The organism is Halomonas sp. TA22 (assembly GCF_013009075.1).
Taxonomy (GTDB): Bacteria; Pseudomonadota; Gammaproteobacteria; order Pseudomonadales; family Halomonadaceae; genus TA22.
On the sequence record NZ_CP053108.1, the window covers coordinates 2577245 to 2598230 of the forward strand.

General features: G+C 63.1%; 20 protein-coding genes. 13 read left to right on the forward strand and 7 right to left on the reverse strand.

Features of this window, described 5'->3' with window-relative positions; genetic code table 11:
- Positions 1 to 41: 41 nt before the first annotated feature.
- From HJD22_RS12190 to map, 7 genes are all read right to left on the reverse strand, one after another.
- Positions 42 to 428, reverse strand: a complete 387-nt coding sequence (locus HJD22_RS12190) for a hypothetical protein (protein WP_208654745.1) — start codon at positions 426 to 428, stop codon at positions 42 to 44.
- A 23-nt stretch (positions 429 to 451) separates the two neighbouring features.
- The gene (dapE, locus tag HJD22_RS12195; protein WP_208654746.1) at positions 452 to 1612 is read right to left on the reverse strand and encodes a succinyl-diaminopimelate desuccinylase; all 1161 of its coding nucleotides are present in this window, start codon (positions 1610 to 1612) and stop codon (positions 452 to 454) included.
- A gap of 59 nt (positions 1613 to 1671) precedes the next feature.
- Entirely contained in the window at positions 1672 to 2697 is a 1026-nt protein-coding gene (gene dapD / locus HJD22_RS12200; RefSeq protein WP_208654747.1) for a 2,3,4,5-tetrahydropyridine-2,6-dicarboxylate N-succinyltransferase, read from the reverse strand.
- Between the two features lie 31 nt (positions 2698 to 2728).
- The gene (locus HJD22_RS12205) at positions 2729 to 3070 is read right to left on the reverse strand and encodes a Spx/MgsR family RNA polymerase-binding regulatory protein (RefSeq protein WP_208654748.1); all 342 of its coding nucleotides are present in this window, start codon (positions 3068 to 3070) and stop codon (positions 2729 to 2731) included.
- Complete coding sequence (gene dapC, locus HJD22_RS12210; protein ID WP_208654749.1) at positions 3067 to 4269, reverse strand: succinyldiaminopimelate transaminase; 1203 nt, start codon at positions 4267 to 4269, stop codon at positions 3067 to 3069. The genes HJD22_RS12205 and dapC overlap by 4 nt, the downstream gene beginning before the upstream one ends.
- Positions 4270 to 4368: 99 nt before the next feature.
- The gene (locus HJD22_RS12215; RefSeq protein WP_208654750.1) at positions 4369 to 7044 is read right to left on the reverse strand and encodes a [protein-PII] uridylyltransferase; all 2676 of its coding nucleotides are present in this window, start codon (positions 7042 to 7044) and stop codon (positions 4369 to 4371) included.
- An 8-nt stretch (positions 7045 to 7052) separates the two neighbouring features.
- Positions 7053 to 7844: a type I methionyl aminopeptidase gene (gene map, locus HJD22_RS12220; protein ID WP_208654751.1), complete on the reverse strand. Its 792-nt coding sequence runs from the start codon at positions 7842 to 7844 to the stop codon at positions 7053 to 7055.
- Between the two features lie 303 nt (positions 7845 to 8147).
- Here map and rpsB point away from each other — a divergent pair, with 303 nt between their 5' ends.
- From rpsB to lpxA, 13 genes are all read left to right on the forward strand, one after another.
- Entirely contained in the window at positions 8148 to 8879 is a 732-nt protein-coding gene (gene rpsB, locus HJD22_RS12225) for a 30S ribosomal protein S2 (protein ID WP_208654752.1), read from the forward strand.
- A gap of 157 nt (positions 8880 to 9036) precedes the next feature.
- The gene (gene tsf, locus HJD22_RS12230) at positions 9037 to 9906 is read left to right on the forward strand and encodes a translation elongation factor Ts (RefSeq protein ID WP_208654753.1); all 870 of its coding nucleotides are present in this window, start codon (positions 9037 to 9039) and stop codon (positions 9904 to 9906) included.
- 116 nt (positions 9907 to 10022) lie between these two features.
- Entirely contained in the window at positions 10023 to 10781 is a 759-nt protein-coding gene (pyrH, locus tag HJD22_RS12235) for a UMP kinase (protein WP_208654754.1), read from the forward strand.
- A gap of 4 nt (positions 10782 to 10785) precedes the next feature.
- Positions 10786 to 11343 (forward strand): ribosome recycling factor, encoded by a 558-nt coding sequence (frr, locus tag HJD22_RS12240; protein ID WP_208654755.1) that lies wholly within the window; start codon positions 10786 to 10788, stop codon positions 11341 to 11343.
- Positions 11344 to 11394: 51 nt separating this feature from the next.
- A complete protein-coding gene (gene uppS, locus HJD22_RS12245) occupies positions 11395 to 12150 on the forward strand; it encodes a polyprenyl diphosphate synthase (protein ID WP_248730237.1) in 756 nt (251 codons plus the stop codon).
- A complete protein-coding gene (locus HJD22_RS12250) occupies positions 12143 to 12940 on the forward strand; it encodes a phosphatidate cytidylyltransferase (protein ID WP_208654757.1) in 798 nt (265 codons plus the stop codon). The genes uppS and HJD22_RS12250 overlap by 8 nt, the downstream gene beginning before the upstream one ends.
- Positions 12941 to 12947: 7 nt before the next feature.
- Positions 12948 to 14174 (forward strand): 1-deoxy-D-xylulose-5-phosphate reductoisomerase, encoded by a 1227-nt coding sequence (ispC, locus tag HJD22_RS12255; protein WP_208654758.1) that lies wholly within the window; start codon positions 12948 to 12950, stop codon positions 14172 to 14174.
- A 2-nt stretch (positions 14175 to 14176) separates the two neighbouring features.
- Positions 14177 to 15535 carry a sigma E protease regulator RseP gene (rseP, locus tag HJD22_RS12260; RefSeq protein ID WP_208654759.1) on the forward strand — a complete coding sequence of 453 codons (1359 nt, stop codon included), beginning with the start codon at positions 14177 to 14179 and terminating at the stop codon, positions 15533 to 15535.
- Between the two features lie 171 nt (positions 15536 to 15706).
- Entirely contained in the window at positions 15707 to 18040 is a 2334-nt protein-coding gene (gene bamA, locus HJD22_RS12265) for an outer membrane protein assembly factor BamA (protein ID WP_248730238.1), read from the forward strand.
- A gap of 37 nt (positions 18041 to 18077) precedes the next feature.
- Positions 18078 to 18581 carry an OmpH family outer membrane protein gene (locus tag HJD22_RS12270; protein WP_208654760.1) on the forward strand — a complete coding sequence of 168 codons (504 nt, stop codon included), beginning with the start codon at positions 18078 to 18080 and terminating at the stop codon, positions 18579 to 18581.
- Positions 18582 to 18629: 48 nt separating this feature from the next.
- Positions 18630 to 19670: a UDP-3-O-(3-hydroxymyristoyl)glucosamine N-acyltransferase gene (gene lpxD, locus HJD22_RS12275; protein WP_208654761.1), complete on the forward strand. Its 1041-nt coding sequence runs from the start codon at positions 18630 to 18632 to the stop codon at positions 19668 to 19670.
- Positions 19671 to 19773: 103 nt separating this feature from the next.
- Positions 19774 to 20217 (forward strand): 3-hydroxyacyl-ACP dehydratase FabZ, encoded by a 444-nt coding sequence (gene fabZ / locus HJD22_RS12280; protein WP_208654762.1) that lies wholly within the window; start codon positions 19774 to 19776, stop codon positions 20215 to 20217.
- A complete protein-coding gene (gene lpxA, locus HJD22_RS12285; RefSeq protein ID WP_208654763.1) occupies positions 20214 to 20984 on the forward strand; it encodes an acyl-ACP--UDP-N-acetylglucosamine O-acyltransferase in 771 nt (256 codons plus the stop codon). The genes fabZ and lpxA overlap by 4 nt, the downstream gene beginning before the upstream one ends.
- Positions 20985 to 20986: the final 2 nt, after the last annotated feature.

Here is a 20986-nt window from a genome sequence, read left to right on the forward strand (position 1 = left end):
CTCTTCGCTAATCATGTCTTTCCATGCCTCGCCTTACGAACTCAGTGCCCCGAATCGGGCCAGGTGAAGGCCTCCTCAGTGCCATCCGGCAGCACTCGCCAGAAGCGGTCGGGATCATCACCCGGCTGCCAGCCGCCTAGCGAGCAGCGTACCTCGCAGCCCAGCGCGGTGCTGGCATCGCGGGCACAGTCGACATCTCTCGGCCAGGGGGTGGTGTTGCTGTCCAGCCATAGGCTGGCAAAGCTGTCGGCGGCCTTCTCCACCACCAGTACCGGGATTCTGATCCCCTCCAGGTGGCCCACGGTGCGCCACTGATGCTTGCCGGCGGGTGTCAGCGGTGAGGCATCGAGGCGCTCGGCAAGCCAGGCATCGAGGGCTTGGATGTCGGCCGAGGCCAGATAGATCTCGATATCCGGATAGCGTTGCATGGCAGAACCTCGAAGTTGGGCGTTCAAGCGAACAGGCGTCTGAGAACAGCCTCGTAAATGTCGCTGAGTACGTCCAGGTCGGCGGCACGGACACGCTCATCGACCTGATGGATGGTGGCGTTGAGCGGTCCCAGTTCGACCACCTGGCTGCCCAGAGTGGCGATGAAGCGCCCATCCGAGGTGCCGCCTGTGGTGGAGAGCATGGGGCGTCGGCCCACGACTTCCTCGACCCCCGCGACGGCGGCTTCGACGAGCTCGCCTTCGGCGGTGAGGAAGGGCTCGCCGTTGAGTGTCCAGTCGAGCCGGTAGTCGAGCCCATGGGCGTCGAGGATCGACACGATGCGCGCCTTGAGCTGCTCGTGAGTGACTTCGGTTGAGTAGCGGAAGTTGAAGACGACTTCGAGATCACCGGGGATGACGTTGGTGGCGCCGGTACCGGCACGGACATTGGAGATCTGGAAACTGGTGGCGGGAAAGAAATCATTGCCATCGTCCCAGTGCTCGCGGGTCAGAGCGGCCAGGGCCGGCGCCGCGTCATGGATCGGGTTGCGCGCCAGGTGCGGGTAGGCGACATGTCCCTGGATGCCCTTGACATGCAGCACGCCGCCCAGCGAGCCGCGCCGGCCATTCTTGATCATGTCGGCCAACGCTTCGCTGGAGGAGGGCTCGCCGACGATGCAGTAGTCGAGCCGCTCATGGCGCTCGCGCAGATGCTCTACCACCGCACGGGTGCCATCCACCGCTGGCCCCTCCTCGTCGGAGGTGATCAGAAAGGCGATCCTGCCGGCATGATCCGGATGAGCGGCGACGAAGCGCTCCACGGCGGTGACCATCGCCGCCAGGCTGCCCTTCATGTCGGCAGCACCGCGTCCGCGCAGCATGCCTTGCGCATCGATACAGGGCTCGAAGGGCGGGTACTCCCAGTGCACGTCGGGGCCGCTGGGCACCACGTCGGTGTGGCCGGCGAAGGCCAGTACCGGCCCGTGATGGCCGCGCACCGCCCAGAAGTTCTCCACGTCGCCGAAGGGCAGGCGCTCGACATGAAAACCGATTCCCTCGAGTCGCTCGATCATCACCGTCTGGCAGCCGGCATCGTCGGGAGTAACCGACGGGCGGCGTAGCAGGTCGAGGGCAAGCGATAGCGTCGGCGAAAGGGCGTGAGGCGCGTTGGCGGAAGTGGACATGCGCATTCCTGATGGCGAAAGGAGTTGGGCCAGCGACTTGGCTGGCCCGGAAAGGTGAATCAGTTGTGCGCGTGCAGCGCCTCGTTCAGGGCGATGGCACTCTTGTTGGTCAGGCACTCGATACGGCCGTTGGTCGAGTTGCGACGCAGCAGCAGGTCGTCCTGGCCGGCCAGCTCGCGGGCCGCCACGACCTTGACCTCCTGTCCCTGATCGTCGAGCACGGCGACCTTGGCGCCAGCGGTGATGTAGAGCCCGGCTTCGACGGTACAGCGATCGCCCAGCGGGATGCCGATGCCGGCGTTGGCGCCGATCAGGCACCCCTCACCGACCTTGATGACGATGTTGCCGCCACCGGAGAGCGTGCCCATGGTCGAGCAGCCACCGCCGAGGTCCGAGCCCTTTCCGACCATCACGCCGGCGGAAATGCGCCCTTCGATCATCCCCGGACCTTCGGTGCCGGCATTGAAGTTGCAAAATCCTTCATGCATCACCGTGGTGCCTTCGCCGAGATAGGCGCCCAGGCGCACGCGTGCGGTGTCGGCAATGCGGATGCCCTTGGGCACTACGTAGTCGGTCATCTTGGGAAACTTGTCGACACAATCCACCGACAGGGTGCGGCCGGCAAGGCGCGCCTTGAGGCGGCGTGCCGGTAGCTCCTCGATGTCGATGGCGCCTTCGTTGGTCCAGGCGATGTTGCGCAGCAAGCCGAACATGCCGCTGAGGTCGACCCCATGGGGCTTGACCAGGCGATGCGACAGCAGGTGCAGCTTGAGGTAGACCTCCGGCACGCTTTCGGGGGGGGTGTCGCTGTCGAGGAAGGTGGCCACCAGCGGGCGCTGGCTTGTCGCCAACACATCGGCAAGTTCCGCCTGTTCGCCGTGGCCGGCTTCCTTGAGTGCCTGCCCAAGTGCGGCGCAGTGTTCGGGCAGGAAGCTCACCGTGGTATTGCCCATGGGCGCCTCGAGCGTGCGGCGGGCGGCCTCGACGAGGCTCGCTTCGGGCTTAAAAAGCGGCGCTGGATAGTAGATCTCCAGCCAATCGCCTTGGGTATTCTGGGTGCCGATTCCAAGCGCGAAGCTCAGCATGGGAGTCTCCTTTGAAGTGTCATGTCAGGGATCAGGCGTGCAGGTCGGCATAGTCGCCATCGCGATAACCGACCCGGATCTCGTTGCCGGTATCCAGCAGCGGGCGCTTGAGCAGCGTGGGGTTGGCCGCGAGAACGCGCTTTGCCTCACTGTCGATACGCGCTTTGTCGGCGTCGTCGAGCTTGCGCCAGGTCTGGCTCTGGCGGTTGATCAGGGACGCTAGCGGCACCTGCCCGAGCAGGTGGTCGAGCAGGGCGTCGTCAAGACCATTCTGGCGCAGGTCGTGAAAGCGATAGGCGACGCTCTGGCTGTCGAGGGCCTTGCGCGCCTTGCGGCAGGTATCGCAGTTCTTGATGCCATAGAGGGTGGTCATTTCGCATTCCTTTCGACGAAGCGGCGTATCCGGCGCGCCGCCTCCACGGTCGCGCCAAGCTCGGCGACCAAGGCCAGGCGTATCCGGCCAGCGCCCGGGTTATCGCCACCGCTACCCAAGCGCCCCATGTAACTGCCCGGTAGTACGCTGACGTGCTCTTGGGCATAAAGCTCGCGGGTGAAGCGCTCATCCTCGCCGCCGGCAACCGCCGGCCACAGGTAGAAGCTCGCGCAAGGCTTGGGAAAGGCCATGACCGGGGCGAGAATATCGGTTACGGCGGAGAATTTCTCGCGGTAGGCGTCACGATTGGTGCGCACATGCGCCTCGTCGCGCCAGGCGGTGATCGAGGCATGCTGCAGCGGCAGCGACATGGCGCAGCCATGATAGGTGCGGTAGCGCTTGAAAGGGGTGAGCAGACGGATATCGCCGGCGACGAAGCCCGAGCGCAGCCCCGGCAGATTGGAGCGCTTGGAGAGCGAGTGGAACACCACGCAGCGGTGGTAGTCGTCGCGCCCGAGCAGTGCACAGGCCTGCAGCAGCCCGGGTGGCGGAGCGGCCTCGTCGAGGTAGAGTTCGGAATAGCACTCGTCGGAGGCGATGATGAAGTCGTGGGTATCGGCCAGCTCGAGCAGGCGCTGGAAGTCGGCCAGCGGCGTCACTGCTCCGGTGGGGTTGCCCGGTGAGCAGATGAATACCAGCTGAACATCGCGCCAGGTATCGGCACTTACCGACTCGAGGTCAGCACGAAAGCCATGCTCGGCGCGGCAGTCTAGGTAGAGCGGTTGGCCGCCGGCGAGAAGGGTGGCGCCTTCATAGATCTGGTAGAACGGATTGGGCATCGCCACCTTGGCCGGGCGGGTGCGATCCAGTGCTGCCTGTACGAAGGAGAAGATCGCCTCGCGAGTGCCATTGACCGGTAGCACCTGGGTATCGGCATCAAGGGACTTGAGACCGAAGCGTCGTATTGTCCAGTCGGCGATCGCCTCGCGCAGCTCCGCCAGGCCGTTTGTCGCCGGGTAGCGGGCCATCTCGTGTTGATGAGCATGTAGCGTTTCGAGCGCCTCGCCGTAGGGGGCGTGCTGGGGCTCGCCAATGGTCAGCGGGATGTGCGCCAGCGCGTCGGGAGGCGTCACCGAGGCCTTCAGGGCTGCGAGCTTCTCGAACGGATAGGGCTTCAGGGCATCAAGATCGGGGTTCATGGTTGTCCTGGTGGCGCGAGAGGCGCTGATGAATCGAGCAGGCGATTATAGGGAAGGCGCCGAGCTCGCTCAAATCCCGCCCTATCGCCCGACTTGCCGCTATACGCTGAGCATCTCGACCAGACGGGCACGCAGGCACTCCTGACGTTCGGCATCGGTCAGTGGCGCACCGCGCTTGTCGGTAATGTAGAAGACGTCCTCGACGCGTTCGCCCAGGGTGGCGATCTTGGCTGCCGAGAGGGCGATATCCTGCTCCATGAAGATCCGGCCGACCCTGGCCAGCAGGCCGGGGCGGTCCGGGGCCACCAGCTCCAACATGGTGCGCTCATTGGCCGGGTCCTGCTCGATCGTCACCTGGGTCGAGACCTTGAAGTGCTTGAGCTGGCGCGGCGTGTGCCGGGTGACGATCTGCGGATAGTCGTCCGGGTCGTCGAGTTCTTCGACCAGGTGGCGACGGATGCCTTCGATGTGCTCGGAGTCGCGAATCGCCTCGCCATCGTCATCGAGCACGATGAAGGTGTTGAGGGTCCAGTCGTTGCTCGAGGTGGCGATGCGCGCATCGTGGATCGACAGCCCCAACTGCTCCATGGCCGCGGCGGTGGCAGCGAACAGATCGTCCACCGAGCGGGTGTGGATGAAGACTTTGGTGCCGCCCTCGTTCATGTCCTCGGTAGGGACACTGATCAGTATCAGCGGCAGGGGCGAGCCGCCGTGGGCGAGAATGCCCTGGGTCTGCCAGGCGATCTCGCTCGAGGAGTACTGCAGGAAATAGTCCTCACCCAGCGACTCCCAGAGCGCCTCGACTCGCTGGCCATCGATGCCGATGGCGGCGAGCAGTCCCCAGGCTTCCTGGCGCGTCTCGCGCACCCAGTCGTCGCGATCGAGTGGGTTCTCAAGCCCGCGGCGCAGCACGCGCTTGGTCTCGGCGTGCAGCTGGCGCATCAGCGAGGCGCGCCAGCCATTCCACAGCGTTGGATTGGTGGCATTGATGTCGGCCACCGTCAGCACGTAGAGGTAGTTGAGGTGCACCTCGTCGCGCACCTGGCGGGCGAAGTCGCGGATCACGTCGGGGTCGGTGATGTCGCGCTTCTGGGCGGTCTTGGACATCAGCAGGTGGTGCTCGACGAGCCAGCTCACCAGGCGGGTGTCGCGGCTGGTGAGGCCATGGCGCTCACTGAACGCCTCGACGTCACGAGCGCCGAGGATCGAGTGGTTGCCGCCACGCCCCTTGCCGATATCGTGATAGAGTCCGGCGATCCACAGCAGCTCGAGCTTGGGCAGCTGGTGAATCAGCGCGGCGGCGACGGGAAATTCCTGGCGCGCCTCGGGTTTGCGGAACTGATGAATGAACTTGAGCAGGCGCAGCGTATGCGCGTCGACGGTATAGATGTGGAACAGGTCGTGCTGCATCAATCCGACTGCCCGGCCGAACTCCGGCAGATACTTGCCGAGCACGCCGTAGCGGTTCATGCGACGCAGCTGGCGGGCGACGTTGCCGCTGGAGCGCAGCAGCTCCATGAACAGGCTCTGGTGGCGCACGTCGTCGCGAAACAGCACGTCGATTCGGTGGCGATTGTCGCGGATCAGGCGGATGGTCGAGGCGCGCACCCCTTCGATCTCCGGATGCTGGGCCATCAACAGGAAGAGCTCGAGCAGGGCCGCCGGCCGGCGGTGGAAGACCCGCTCGTGGCGCACCTGGATATAGCCGCCCTTGATCTCGAAGCGGGGGTTGAGCGGCCGTGTCTCGAGTGCCTCGTCGGCGCGCAGGATCACCTCGTCGAAGTGCTGCAGCAGCATGTCATTGAGCCCGGCCAGTGCAGTGACGTGCCGGTAGTAGCGCTTCATGAACTGCTCCACGGCCAGCCGCTCGGGGGTGTCGTGGTAGCCGAACAGCTCGGCGATGGCGCGCTGATGATCGAACAGCAGGCGGTCCTCGGCGCGGTCGGTGAACATGTGCAGGGCGTAGCGTACCTGCCACAGGAAGGCCTGACCCTGGCTCAGGATACGTAGTTCGGCATCGTTCATGAAGCCGCTGGCAACCACGTCCTCGTAACGCAGGTTGCCGAAATGGCGCTTGGCCACCCAGCCGATCATCTGTATGTCGCGCAGCCCCCCGGGAGAGCTCTTGATGTTGGGCTCGAGATGGTATTCGGTATTGTTGTAGCGGTAGTGGCGGCTTATCTGCTCCTGCCACTTGGCTTCGAAGAAGCGATCCGACGCCCATAGCCGCTCGGTGGAGAGACGCTCGCGCATGCTCTCGCGCAGCCGCTCCGGCCCGGCCAGGGTGCGCGTCTCGAGCAGGTTGGTGATTACCGTGACGTCGTCACGCGCCTCGCGCTCGCAGTCGTCGAGGGAGCGCACGCTCTGGCCGATCTCGAGACCGATGTCCCACAGGAAGGTGATGAACTCTGTCAACGGCTCGCGGTAGGGGGTGTCGTCGTCGTGCTCGAGCAGCAGCAGCAGGTCGATGTCGGAGTGCGGGTGCAGCTCGCCGCGACCATAGCCGCCCACCGCAAGCAGCGCGATGCCGTCGTCGGGCCAGGCATGCCGCGACCAGGCGACCTGCAGCAGGCGGTCAAGGCACCAGGCGCGGCCATGCACCAGGTCGCGTATGTCGGCACCGGCGCGAAAGCGCTCGTCGAGGCGAGCCTTGATCTCGCGCAGTGCCGCCTTGAAGGGGGCGATGGGCGAGCGGCTGCCGGCCAGCTCGGCACGCAGCTGCGCCTCGTCGAAGAGGCTCTCGTCGGGTTCGAAGCGATAGTGATGAAGGAGCATGGGCCGATCTAAGCTTCGAGGAAGCTCAGATCTTCCTCGCTGCGAGCGGTGAGCACCTCGACGCCGCTGGCAGTCACCAGCAGGGTGTGCTCCCACTGGGCCGACAGACTCTTGTCCTTGGTGACCGCCGTCCAGCCGTCGCGCAGCACCTTGGTGCGGTAACCGCCGACATTGACCATCGGTTCGATGGTGAAGCACATGCCCTCGGCCAGTGCGATGTCCGCCTCCGGGGCATAGCCGTCGTAGTGCAGCACCTGGGGCTCCTCATGGAAGCCGGCACCGATGCCATGGCCGCAGAAGTCGCGCACCACCGAATAGCCATTGGATTCGGCGTGGTGCTGGATGACCCGCGCCAGTTCTGAGAGTTTGACGCCCGGCTTGACCAGGGCGATGCTCTTGTAAAGACACTCCTGGGTGACCCGGCACAGCCGCTCGCCCTGAATGGTCTCGCCGATCACGAACATCATGCTGCTGTCGCCGTGGTAGCCATCGGCGGTCTTGACGGTAATGTCGAGATTCATGATGTCGCCCTTCTTGAGCTTGCGGGCAAAGTCCGGGAAGCCATGGCAGACGACATGGTTGAGCGAGGTGCATGTCGACTTGGGGAAGCCGTGATAGTTGAGCGGTGCGGGAGTCGAGCCCAGCTCGTCGACGATGAACTCGTGGCACAGCCGGTCGATCTCGCCGGTGCTGATCCCTGCCTGCACGTGCGGCGTGATCATCTCCAGCACGCGCGCGGCCTGGCGCCCGGCTTCGCGCATCTTGTCGATCTCTTCGGGTGTCTTGATGGGAACGTTCATGGAGTCTCGAATCAGGGGGGGTTGGCGCGGCACATCGATGGCACCGAAAGGCCATGACGATGCGCGACGACTTCATCTTGATATTGATCTATGGTATAAAGCCGCGCGCTTTCCTGCAACGCTGTGCCGATGGCAAGGAACCCTAACAGGGATCGTGCCGGTCGCCCAGTCTGCGGGGCGCAACTGAAACGCCTAATACACACATGCACCGACACATGTTCCCGGGTGCCGTCGCGGCGAAAGGCCGGACGGTCGGATCCATGGGGTGCGTGGAGGCCTAACCCGATAGTCCAGGAGTCATCCATGTCTCAAGTCAATATGCGCGACCTGCTCAAGGCAGGGGCCCACTTCGGCCACCAGACCAAGTACTGGAACCCGAAGATGAGCAAGTTCATCTTCGGCGCACGCAACAAGATCCACATCATCAACCTCGAGCACACCCTGCCGGCGCTCAACGAAGCGATCGGCGTGGTCGAGAAGATGGCCGCTTCCAACAACAAGATCATGTTCGTCGGCACCAAGCGCAGCGCGAGCAAAATCATCAAGGAAGAAGCCAATCGCGTCAGCATGCCCTTCGTCAACCATCGCTGGTTGGGTGGCATGCTGACCAACTACAAGACCATTCGTCAGTCCATCAAGCGTCTGCGCGAGCTCGAAGCGATGCATGAAGACGGCACCTTCGACAAGCTGACCAAGAAAGAAGTGCTGATGGCGACCCGCGAGCAGGAGAAACTCGAGCGCTCCGTGGGCGGTATCAAGGAGATGGGCGGCCTGCCCGATGCGCTGTTCGTGATCGACGTCGACCACGAGCGCATCGCGATCAACGAAGCCAACAAGCTGGGCATTCCGGTCATCGGTGTGGTCGATACCAACTCCAATCCGGACGGCGTCGACTACGTGATCCCGGGTAACGATGACTCCATCGGCGCCATCCAGATCTATGTCAAGGCCATCGCCGATGCCTGTGCCCGGGCGAAGGAAGGCCGTCCCGACGAGTTCGTCGAGGTCTCCGAGACCAACGAAGTCGCCGAGTAAGATAGTCGCGGCTGGCCAAGGCAGCCTGGCTGACCATCATCGGTCCGCGGCTGTCTTCGGCTCGATGCACAAGGGGGGCCTGGCCCCCTTTTTCCACCCCGCAGGGTGGGAAGGCTCAAGCGAATACCGACGTTGACACACATTCAGAGGTAATGACATGGCAGCTATCAGCGCGTCTCAAGTGAAGGAACTGCGCGAGCGCACCGGGCTCGGCATGATGGAGTGCAAGAAGGCACTGACCGAAGCCGGTGGCGATATCGAGAAGGCCATCGATGACCTGCGCAAGAACTCCGGTCTCAAGGCCGCCAAGAAGGCCGGTCGTACCGCCGCCGAGGGCGCCGTTGTCACTCGCGTGGCGCAGGACGGCAGCTATGGCGTGATGGTCGAGATCAACTCCGAGACCGACTTCGTCGCCCGCGACGACAACTTCAAGGCGTTCGCCGACAAGATTGCCGAGGCCTTCTTCACCGCCAAGAGCGAAGATGTGGCCGCGGTCATGGCGGGCGAGCTGGAGGCGGTTCGCGAGCAGCTGGTCCAGAAGATCGGCGAGAACATCAGCGTACGCCGCTGCATGGTGCTCGAAGCCACTGACGGTGGTCTGGTGGGCGAATACGTCCACGGCGGCCGTATCGGCGTGCTGACTCTGCTCAAGGGCGGCAACAGCGAAGTAGCCAAGGATGTCGCGATGCACGTCGCCGCGATCAATCCGGCCGTGGCGCGTCCCGAGAACATGCCGCAGGAGCAGCTCGACAAGGAGAAAGCGATCATCCTGGCGCAGCCCGACATGGCTGGCAAGCCCGAGCAGATCGCCGAGAAGATGGTCGAAGGCCGTCTGAAGAAGTACCTGGCCGAGAACAGCCTGACCGAACAGCCTTTCGTCAAGGATCCCAACCAGACCGTCGCCGAGTTCGTCAAGGCAGCGGGCGGTGAGGTGCTTGGCTTCGCCCGCTTCGAAGTGGGCGAGGGCATCGAGAAGGAAGAGGTCGATTTTGCCAAGGAAGTCATGGAACAAGCTCGCCGTAGCTAAGGTCCGACTTCGTGGTACGTATGGCGTGCGCAATAGCGCACGCCATCGCGTATCCGGCTGCTGAATGCCAGCCATGTATTCCTTCCCGTCCGTCGATGCCACCCAGGAGACCTGTCATGTCCAGTATCCCCGAGCAAAGCACCAAGACCGAGCGAGGCGCCAAGTCGAAGTACAAGCGCATTCTGCTCAAGCTATCCGGCGAAGCCCTGATGGGCGAGCACGATTTCGGTATCGACCCCAAGGTGCTCGATCGCATGGCGCTGGAGATCGGTCAGCTGGTCGGGATCGGCGTGCAGGTGGGTATCGTGGTGGGCGGCGGCAACTTGTTTCGCGGTGCGGCGCTCAATGAAGCGGGCATGGACCGGGTCACCGGCGACCACATGGGCATGCTGGCCACGGTGATGAACGCGTTGGCCATGCGCGACGCGCTGGAGCGCTCCAACATTCGTTCGCGGGTAATGTCGGCGATCCCGATGAGCGGTGTCGTGGAGCACTATGATCGCCGGACCGGCATTCGCTACCTCACCTCGGGAGACGTGGTATTGTTTTCCGCCGGTACCGGCAATCCCTTCTTCACCACCGACTCGGCGGCCTGCCTGCGCGGCATCGAGATCGATGCCGACGTGGTGATCAAGGCCACCAAGGTCGATGGGGTCTACGACAAGGATCCGGTCAAGTACAGCGATGCGGTGAAGTACGATCGTCTGACCTACGACGAGGTACTCGACCAAAAGCTGGGTGTCATGGATTTGACCGCCATTTGCCTGGTGCGTGACCATGACATGCCGGTACGCGTATTCGACATGAACAAGGCCGGCGCACTACTGAATCTGGTGGTGGGCGGCACGGAAGGCACTCTGATCGACAGAGGGTAGAACAGTGATCAACGATATCAAGAAAGATGCGCAGAGCCGCATGACCAAGAGCCTGGAAGCGCTTCAGGCCAACTTCCACAAGATTCGCACCGGGCGTGCCCATGCCAGCATCCTGGATGCCGTCATGGTCGACTACTACGGTAACCCAACGCCGATCAACCAGGTGGCCAGCGTCAATGTCGAGGACGCCCGTACACTGACCGTGATGCCCTGGGAACAGAACATGGTACCCAAGGTCGAGAAGGCGATCATGACCTCGGATCTGGGTCTCAACCCCGCGTCGGCGGGCAATGTGATTCGCGTGCCGATGCCGATGCTGACCGAGGAGACTCGCAAGGGTTACATCAAGCAGGCGAGAGCCGAGGCCGAAAACGCCCGGGTGGCCGTGCGCAACGTGCGCCGCGATGCCAATGGCGACCTGAAATCGCTGCTCAAGGAGAAAGAGATCTCCGAAGATGACGAGCATCGCGCCGCCGACGAGATCCAGAAGCTGACCGACAAGCACATCGCTGAGGTCGACAAGCTGCTGGAAGCCAAGGAACATGACCTGATGCAGGTCTGAAGGCTGCCGGGCGCGTGGCGCCCGGCACTTTTTCCCTCCATGCGAGACTCCATGACGTCAACGTCTTATGAAGTCCATCATGAAGGAGAGCCACGCCATGTGGCGATCATCATGGATGGCAATAACCGCTGGGCCCGCGCCCGAGGGCTCTCCGGGGTGCGAGGTCACCGCGCGGGAGTGGAAGCCGTGCGTGCGGTGATCCGCCGCGCCGCCGAGCGCGGCATCGAGACCTTGACCCTGTTTGCCTTCTCCAGCGAAAACTGGAAACGTCCCATCGCTGAAGTCGATGCGTTGATGGAGCTTTTCCTGTTGGCGCTGAAGCGCGAGGTCAAGAAGCTCCACGAACACAATATCCGCTTGACGATCATCGGCGAGCGCGAGGGCTTCTCCCATTCGATCCAGAAGCATATCGAGCGTGCCGAGTCGCTGACCCGGGACAATCACGGCATGCATCTGGTGATCGCTGCCAATTACGGCGGGCAGTGGGATATCGCCCAGGCGGCAAGGCGTCTGGCCGAGCAGGTCGCCGAGGGTAAGCTGACCCCGGAACAGGTGAGCGAGCAGCGCCTGGCCAGTGAGCTGTGCCTGGCGGATTGCTCGCCAGTGGATCTGTGCATCCGGACCAGTGGCGAGCAGCGGCTCTCCAATTTCCTACTGTGGCAGCTCGCCTATGCCGAACTCTACTTCTCGCCGCTGCTGTGGCCGGACTTCGATGGCGCCGCCTTCGATCAGGCCGTCGAGAGCTATCAGCAGCGCCAGCGACGCTTCGGCATGACTCACGAACAGATCGAGGCCCAGGGTGCTTAGACAGCGAATCATCACAGCCCTTTGGCTGGCGCCACTGACGCTGATTGGGCTCTTCGTTCTGGAGGGTGGCGCCTTCGCCCTGTTCACCGGCCTTGTGGTGGTGCTGGGTGCCTGGGAGTGGGCCAATCTGGCCGGTATCGAGGCCCCCCGCCTGCGGCTGGGCTACGCGCTGGGGCTGGCGGCGCTGATGCTTTCGATGTGGCTCAGCGGTGCGGCGCTGTCTATCTGGCCGCTATGGCTGGCGGTACTGGTGTGGCTTTGCAATCTCTATTGGGTCGTGCACTATCCCGATCGCCAAACGCAGTGGGGCGCATCTGTCAGGCGTCTGGCGTTGGGGGTGGCGGTGCTGTTGCCTTGCTGGGTCGGCTTCCAGTGGTTGCGCGGCAGCGGTGCGGAGTGGTTGCTGTTCGTGCTGCTGCTGGTATGGAGCGCCGATAGCGGAGCCTATTTCGCCGGTCGCGCCTATGGCAAGCGCAAACTGGCGCCGCGGGTCAGTCCCGGCAAGTCCATGGAAGGGGTGGTGGGCGGGCTTGTGGCGGTCACCCTGCTGGCGTTGATCTTCGGCGTCTGGCAGAACCTCGGTGTCGGTCAGGGACTGGCACTGGTGGTCATTACCTGGATCGTCACGCTGGCTTCGGTGCTCGGAGATCTGTTCGAAAGCATGCTCAAGCGCTTTCGCGGGATCAAGGATTCAAGCGCGCTGCTGCCGGGCCATGGCGGCGTGCTCGACCGTATCGACAGCCTGACGGCCGCCATACCGTTGTTCGCTCTGCTTACCCTGTGGATGTGATCTGCCCATGCCGGAGACTCCCTCTACTTCCGCCTTTTCAGGCGCTGTTCAGACCGTCACGATTCTCGGTGCCACCGGCTCGATCGGCACCAGCACTCTGGATGTGATCGCGCGCCATCCCGACCGCTACCGCGTGCATGCGCTGACCGCCCACACCTCGCGGGAGGAGCTGGCGCAGCTGTGCCTCGTGCATCGGCCCGGGGTGGCGGTACTCTCGTCCGAGCGCGATGCCGGCTGGCTACGCGAGCACCTCAAGAGACAAGGCCTCGACATCGAGGTGCGCTGTGGCGAAGCGGCGCTGGTCGAGGTCGCGAAGGCGTCCGAGGTCGATGTAGTGATGGCGGCCATCGTCGGCGGGGCGGGGCTTCTGCCGACGATTGCCGCGGTGCGCGCCGGCAAGCGGGTGCTGCTCGCCAACAAAGAGGCGTTGGTGATGAGCGGGGCGCTGTTCATGGAGGCGGTCGATCGCCATGGCGCCACGCTGTTGCCCATCGATTCCGAACATAATGCCATTTATCAGTGTCTACCTGTCGATCACCGTGGCGGTCTCAAGCGACTGGGGGTGTCGCAACTGCTGCTGACAGCCTCAGGCGGCCCCTTTCTCGGCTGGCAGGCCGCCGACCTGGTGACGGTAACCCCCGAACAGGCCTGCGCGCATCCCAACTGGTCGATGGGTCGCAAGATTTCGGTGGATAGCGCCACGTTGATGAACAAGGGGCTCGAGCTGATCGAGGCGTGCTGGCTCTTCGATGCCAGGCCCGAGCAGATTCAGGTGGTGGTTCACCCGCAAAGCGTGATTCACTCGATGGCGGCCTATCACGATGGATCGGTGATCGCGCAACTGGGCAATCCTGACATGCGCACGCCGATTGCCTACGGTCTGGCCTGGCCCGAGCGGATCGACGCAGGCGTCGAGGCCCTTGACCTGTTCCAGATCGCCAGGCTCGACTTTCAGGCGCCCGACGAGGCTGCTTTCCCCTGCCTGACGCTTGCTCGACAGGCGATGGCGGCGGGGGGCACCGCGCCGGCGGTACTCAATGCCGCCAATGAAGTGGCGGTGGAGGCTTTTCTCGCCGGGCGGCTGAGTTTCACCGGTATCGCGCAGGTCGTGGCCCAGGTGCTGGATGAGTGCCCGGTCTCTCCGGCAACGGAGCTTGCGGTGATCCTCGCCGAGGATCGTCATGCCCGGGCCGCAGCGGCGGTGTGCGTGGCGCGGCATTGTCAGGAGTGGTAAGCATGGGCGTGATTCAGAACATACTGGCGGTCATCGTGGTCCTGGGGCTGCTGATCACCTTTCACGAGTACGGTCACTTCTGGGTGGCCAGGCGCTGTGGTGTCAAGGTGCTGCGCTTCTCGGTGGGCTTCGGCAAGCCCCTCTGGTCCAGGGTCGACCGGCATGGCACCGAGTTTGCCGTGGCCGCGATTCCCCTGGGTGGTTACGTCAAGATGCTCGACGAGCGCGAGGCGCCGGTCGCTCCCGATGAGCTGGATCAGGCCTTCAATCGCAAGAGCGTCTGGCAGCGCATCGCGATCGTTGCGGCCGGCCCCATAGCCAACTTCCTGCTGGCGATCGCCGCCTACTGGTTGCTGTTCGTTGCCGGAATCACTACGGTGGCTCCGGTGGTGGGTAGTGTGTCCCCCGACTCGCCCGCCGAGCAGGGCGGTCTGAGGTCCGGTCATGAGATCGTCGCCGTGCAGGGCGAGCGCGTGCGCTCCTGGGAGGAGATCAACCTCAAGCTGGTCGCGGCGATCGGCCACAGTGGCGAGTTCAGGATCGAGGCGCGCGAAGGGGCGCAGGCCGCCGCGCAGGAGTATCGGCTGCCGGTGGAAAACTGGCTGGCTCGCCAGGAGCAGCCCCAACCGCTACTGAGCCTAGGAGTGACGCCCTGGCGTCCCGCTTTCCCGGCGGTGCTGGGCCAGGTGCTGGAGGGTGAGGCTGCCGCCGAAGCGGGGCTCGAGCCGGGTGACCGGGTGGTCGAAGTGAATGGCCAGCCGGTGGAAGACTGGATGCACTTCGTCAATACCGTGCGTGCCAATCCCGGCGAGCCGCTCGCGCTGCTCATCGAGCGTGCCGGCCAGCAACGCGAACTGGCATTGACGCCTGGGCGTAGCGAGCTCGAGGAGGGTGCCGCCATTGGTTATATCGGTGCCGGCGCGCAACCGGTGGAGTGGCCCGAGGAATATCAGCGCGAGATCCGTTATGGTCCGCTGGCGGCCATCGGCCAGTCGCTGTCGCGCACCGGCGAGATGTCGCTGCTGACGGTGGACGCCATACGCAAGATGCTGGTCGGCTTGATCTCACCCTCCAATCTCTCGGGGCCGATCACCATCGCGCAGTTCGCCGGCGACTCGGCGCGCACCGGGATGGAGGCGTTCATCAGCTTCCTCGCCTACCTGTCTATCAGCCTGGCGGTGCTCAATCTGCTGCCGATCCCAGTGCTTGATGGCGGCCATCTGATGTATTACGCCATCGAGGCGGTGCGCGGCAAGCCCGTCTCCGAGCAGGCCCAGGCGGTGGGCCTGCGGATTGGACTGGCAATGGTGGGGAGCCTGATGTTGATGGCGCTCTATTTCGATATCATGCGCCTCTGGTAGCGAGGGACCTTTGCCAAGGCATGTCAACGATGCTGACCATCGCGTATGTTTTCCGGGAATCGCCGGGCTAGGGAGGCTGGAGGAAGGTGCTCCGGCTTGTCAGAAGCCCGTACTAATGTATATGGTGCCTGCTCCACAAGCGGGCAGACCAACTTCGAGCGAATCGACTGCATGAAACTCAAGAACATCGGATTGGCGGCGTTGTTGCTTAGCGGCGCCCAGCCAGTGCTGGCAGACACCTTCAATGTTTCCGACATTCGCGTAGAGGGACTGCAACGTGTGTCCGCCGCCTCTGTCTTCAATGCGTTCCCGGTCAGTACCAACGATTCGGTCGACGAGCGCGACCTGGCTCAGGCGGCGCGCGCGCTCTTCGGTACGGGACTGTTCGATGACGTGCAGCTGGCCCGCGATGGCGATATCCTGATCATCCAGGTGGTGGAACGTCCCTTCATCACTGCCCTGAACATCACCGGCAACTCGCAGATATCGGAAGACGATCTACGCAATGGTCTGCGTCAGGCCGGGCTTGCCGAAGGCCAGGTACTGCAGCTCTCCACGCTCGAGGAGATCCAGCGCGAGCTGGAGCAGGTCTATCAGGCGCAGGGGCGTTACAGCGCGCGTATCAGCACCAATGTCGAGGAGATCGACCGCAGCCGCGTACGTGTCAACGTCGATATCAACGAAGGCGCGGTGGCCAACATCCGCCAGATCAACATCGTGGGCAATCAGGCATTCGACGACGACACGCTGCGTGACGTGTTCGAGCTCAACGATCGTCCCGGGCGCTTCTTCGGCTGGTTCTCCCGCGACGAGTACTCGCGTGAAGCGCTATCGGGCGACCTGGAGCGGCTGCGTTCCTACTATCTCGATCGTGGCTACGTGAACTTCAACATCACTTCGACCCAAGTCTCGATCAGTCCGGACAAGACGCAGATATTCGTCACCGTCAACGTCGATGAGGGGCAGCAGTACCGTCTTGGCGAGATTCGCTTTGCCGGCAACATGCCAATCTCCGAGTCCGAGGCGCGCGAGCTGGTGACGGCCGAGCGCGGCGAGATATTTTCGCGTCGCGACATTACCGCTTCCTCCGAGGCGCTGCGCTCGCGCCTGGGCGCCGAAGGGTTCGCCTTTGCCAACATCGACAGCCGTCCGCAGATCGCCGCGGACGGCGATACCGTCGATGTGATCTTTACCGTCAATCCCGGCCAGCGTGCCTATGTGCGGCGCATCAATTTCATCGGCAACACCACCACCGAAGATGAAGTGCTGCGTCGCGAGATGATCCAGATGGAGGGCGCGCCTGCCTCCACCGAGCAGATCAGCCAGTCCCGCCAGCGCCTCGAACGGCTTGGCTTCTTCCGGCAGGTCGACGTCGACACCCAGCCGGTACCGGGTGAGAACGACCTGCTCGACGTCACCTACAACGTCGAGGAGCAGCCCTCCGGCTCGATATCGGCCAGTGTCGGCTTCTCGCAGAGTGCCGGGGTGATCTACGGCGCGGCACTCTCCCAGAACAACTTCCTGGGCACCGGTAACCGGGTCAATGTCGGGGCGCAGCGCAGCGACACCTTTACCAGTCTCAACTTTGGCTTTACCGACCCGTACTGGACGCTGGATGGCGTCTCGCGGGGCTACAATCTTTTCTATCGCGAAACCGATTACGAAGATTCCGATATCTCGACCTACTCCACCGACGCTTATGGCGCTGGCATCAACTTCGGTTACCCGATCAACGAACTGGCGCGTCTCAACTTCGGTGTCAGCGTCGAGGACCTGTCGGTCCAGACCTACAACGATACCGCGTCGGAAATCGTTCGCTACGTCGAGGAGCAGGGCAGCGACGCCCAGAGCCTCAAGCTGACCGCCAGTTGGACGCGCAACAACCTCAATCGTGGGATGATGCCGACGGCGGGCAACTACAACCGTGTCTCGCTGGAGACTGCTGCACCGGGCAGCGATGCCGAGTACTACAAGCTTCGCTATCGCGGCCAGCAGTTGTTCGAACTCAACAATGACTGGTCGCTGAAATTCGGCACCACGCTTGGCTATGCCGACTCGGTGGGTAACGACCCCTACCCGTTCTACGAGAACTTCTTCTCCGGTGGACTGGGTTCGGTGCGCGGTTTCACCGGTAACACGCTGGGACCGAGAACCTCACCTCGTGGGGGCGGCAACGATCGTACCTTGGGCGGCAACGTACTGGTCGAAGGCTCCGTCGAGCTGCTCTTCCCGCTGCCTTTCGTCGACGACCAGCGCTCGCTGCAGACAGGCTTCTTCATCGATGCGGGCAATACCTTCCTCACCGATTGCTACGAGGTGCTGGAAGGCGACCAATCGCGCTGCGAGTCGGGTGTCGATCTGGGCGAGTTACGTTACAGTGCAGGCATCGGACTCTCCTGGCTGACGCCGGTGGGCCCGCTGACCTTTAGCATCGCCGAGCCGCTCAATGACAAGGACGGCGACGATACCCAGTTCTTCCAGTTCTCGCTTGGCCAGACCTTCTAAGGCTCGTTGAATTGGTTCGAATACCAGGAGTGACCGAATGCGTAAGTTGACAGGAATCGTGTGTCTTGGCTTATTGGGAACCTTCGCCATGTCGAGCCAGGCTGCTGATATTGCAGTGCTGGATTGGCGGGAAGCGCTGCTGGCGACCAATGCTGCACAGCAGTCGATGTCGCAATTGCAGAGCCAGATCAGTAGCCAGCAGCAGCAGGCCCAGACCCTCGGTCAGGAGCTACAGCAGCTGCAACAACGCATGCAGCGCGATGGCGCGGTGATGTCCGATTCCGAGCGCCAGACGGCGCAACAGGAGCTGCAGCAGAAAGGGTCTCAATTCCAGCAACTGCGCGGTCAGATCATCCAGACACAGCAGCGCGCCGAGCAGGAATTTCTCGAGCAGTCCCAGGCCAATCTGGAGCGGGCCGTCGATCAGGTGATCGCGCGCCACAATGTTCAGATCCTGATCGATCGAGAGGCAGTCGTTCACAGCGCACCTGGCCTCGACCTGACCGATGAGGTCACGCAGATCCTCAATTCGCTGAACTAAACGTCGGCGCGATTGGATCGAATAACCACAAACCAGAACGAATGTCCCATGAACGACGCCAACACACACTGCTATACGCTGGAGGAGATCGCCGAATGCCTGGGCGCGCGGTTGCTGGGCGATGGCGGTCGGCGGGTCAGTGGTCTGGCCACGCTGGGTGAAGCGGGGCCTGAGGACATCACCTTCCTGGCCAACAAGGCCTATCTCAAGCACTTGGCCAAGAGCCGGGCGGCGGCGGTACTGCTGCACCCCAATCATATCGCCGATTGTCCTACCGCGAGCCTGGCGCTGGATAATCCCTATCTGGGCTATGCCAAGCTGTCACGGCTCTTCGATCCCTTGGCGATGCGCCAAGCGGTCGGCATTCATCCGAATGCAGTCATCGCTGACGGCGTCACTCTCGGGCAGGATGTTCAGGTCGGTCCACAGGTCGTCATCGAAGAGGGTGTGACGCTGGGTGACCGTGTCGTGGTCGGGGCGGGCTGCGTGATTGGCGCCGGCAGCAGCATCGGAGAGGATTCCCGCCTGCACCCTAATGTGACAGTCTGCCATGGGGTCGTGGTCGGTAAGCGGGCGATCCTGCAGAGTGCCTGTGTCATCGGTGGCGACGGTTTCGGTTTCGCCCACGACGGCAGCCGCTGGCACAAGATCGCCCAGCTGGGTGGCGTGGTGATCGGCGATGACGTGGAAGTGGGAAGCTGCTCGAGCATCGATCGGGGGGCACTTGGCGACACCGTGATTGGCGATGACGTCAAGATCGACAGTCAGGTGCAAATCGCACACAACGTCCAGATCGGCGACCACACCGCGCTTGCGGGTTGTGTCGGGATCGCCGGTTCCACCAAGGTCGGCCGGAATTGCATGCTGGGTGGCGGGGTGGGCCTGGCAGGACACTTGACGATCTGCGACGGCGTTCAGGTCACGGGCATGAGTCTGGTCACCAATTCGATCCATGAGCCGGGCATCTACTCCTCGGGCACCGGTGCCATGAGCAATGCCCAGTGGCGCAAGAATGCGGTGCGCTTCAAGCAGCTCGACGATATCGCCAAGCGGCTTGCGCGACTGGAAAAGGGTCGGCCTGACCGTTGAGTCATCGAGACTCAGGCGTATAATCCCTCTTCATCGCGTGGGGCTCCCGCTATTGGCATGCTCGCCCGAGGGCGAGCATTTCGTTATTTTAGAGGTTGTATCGATGGTAATGGACATCAACGAGATCCGTGAGTATCTACCCCACCGCTACCCCTTCCTGCTGGTGGATCGCGTGGTGGAGATCGAGCTTGGCGAGTCCATCTCGGCCTATAAGAACGTCAGCATCAACGAGCCGTTCTTCAATGGGCACTTCCCGCACCATCCGATCATGCCGGGCGTGCTGGTCGTCGAGGCACTGGCCCAGGTATGCGGTATCCTGGGTTTCAAGACCGTCAACAAGCTGCCGGCGGATGGCTATGTCTATTACCTGGTGGGCAGCGACAATGTCCGTTTCAAGCGCCCGGTGATGCCTGGTGATCGTTTGCACCTGACTGCCAAGGTGATCCGCGAGAAGCGAGGCATCTGGAAGTTCGCCTGCCGGGCGACGGTCGAGGACGAGCTCGTCTGTGAAGCCGAAATCATCTGTGCCGAGAGGAAGGTTTCTTGATACATCCAACTGCCATCGTTGACCCAAAGGCCCGCTTGGCCGAGGACGTTGAAGTCGGCCCCTTCACGGTGATCGGCCCCGACGTGGAGATTGGCCCAGGTAGCCGCATCGGCCCGCATGTCGTGATCAAGGGGCCTACCGTACTGGGTGCGCGCACGCAGATATTCCAGTTCGCCTCGGTGGGCGAGGATTGCCAGGACAAGAAGTACGCCGGTGAGCCGACCCGCCTGGTGATGGGTGATGACAATGTCATTCGCGAAGGCGTGACCTTGCATCGCGGCACCGTTCAGGGGCGCGAGGAGACCACCATCGGCAGTCGCAACCTGTTCATGGCCTACGCCCATGTCGGGCATGACTGCATCATCGGCAGCGACTGCATCCTGGCCAACCAGGTGACCTTGGCGGGACATGTCACAGTGGGCGATTTCGCCATTCTCGGCGGGCTCGCGGCGATCCATCAGTTCTGCTATTTCGGCACTCACGCCATGGCCGGCGGCGGTTCGATCATCACCAAGGACACGCCCGCCTACGTGATCATCAACGGCAACCCAGCGCACTCGCATGGCCTCAACCTGGTCGGTCTCAAGCGCCGTGGCTTCTCCCGCGAGGCGATCAATGCCCTCGTCGACGCCTACAAGCGGGTCTACCGCAAGGGACTGACCGTGGAGCAGGCGCTGACCGAGATCAAGGCACACTATACGACGCTGCCGGAGATCGATACCTTCGTCGCCTCGATCGAGGTCTCCACCCGCGGTATCACGCGCTAGGC

Coding starts and splice junctions, on each gene's coding strand:
- HJD22_RS12190 (WP_208654745.1), bottom strand. CDS start 428: ATGCAACGCTATCCGGATATCGAGATCTATCTGGCCTCGGCCGACATC.
- dapE (WP_208654746.1), bottom strand. CDS start 1,612: ATGTCCACTTCCGCCAACGCGCCTCACGCCCTTTCGCCGACGCTATCG.
- dapD (WP_208654747.1), bottom strand. CDS start 2,697: ATGCTGAGCTTCGCGCTTGGAATCGGCACCCAGAATACCCAAGGCGAT.
- HJD22_RS12205 (WP_208654748.1), bottom strand. CDS start 3,070: ATGACCACCCTCTATGGCATCAAGAACTGCGATACCTGCCGCAAGGCG.
- dapC (WP_208654749.1), bottom strand. CDS start 4,269: ATGAACCCCGATCTTGATGCCCTGAAGCCCTATCCGTTCGAGAAGCTC.
- HJD22_RS12215 (WP_208654750.1), bottom strand. CDS start 7,044: ATGCTCCTTCATCACTATCGCTTCGAACCCGACGAGAGCCTCTTCGAC.
- map (WP_208654751.1), bottom strand. CDS start 7,844: ATGAACGTTCCCATCAAGACACCCGAAGAGATCGACAAGATGCGCGAA.
- rpsB (WP_208654752.1), top strand. CDS start 8,148: ATGTCTCAAGTCAATATGCGCGACCTGCTCAAGGCAGGGGCCCACTTC.
- tsf (WP_208654753.1), top strand. CDS start 9,037: ATGGCAGCTATCAGCGCGTCTCAAGTGAAGGAACTGCGCGAGCGCACC.
- pyrH (WP_208654754.1), top strand. CDS start 10,023: ATGTCCAGTATCCCCGAGCAAAGCACCAAGACCGAGCGAGGCGCCAAG.
- uppS (WP_248730237.1), top strand. CDS start 11,395: ATGACGTCAACGTCTTATGAAGTCCATCATGAAGGAGAGCCACGCCAT.
- ispC (WP_208654758.1), top strand. CDS start 12,948: ATGCCGGAGACTCCCTCTACTTCCGCCTTTTCAGGCGCTGTTCAGACC.
- rseP (WP_208654759.1), top strand. CDS start 14,177: ATGGGCGTGATTCAGAACATACTGGCGGTCATCGTGGTCCTGGGGCTG.
- bamA (WP_248730238.1), top strand. CDS start 15,707: ATGAAACTCAAGAACATCGGATTGGCGGCGTTGTTGCTTAGCGGCGCC.
- HJD22_RS12270 (WP_208654760.1), top strand. CDS start 18,078: ATGCGTAAGTTGACAGGAATCGTGTGTCTTGGCTTATTGGGAACCTTC.
- lpxD (WP_208654761.1), top strand. CDS start 18,630: ATGAACGACGCCAACACACACTGCTATACGCTGGAGGAGATCGCCGAA.
- fabZ (WP_208654762.1), top strand. CDS start 19,774: ATGGTAATGGACATCAACGAGATCCGTGAGTATCTACCCCACCGCTAC.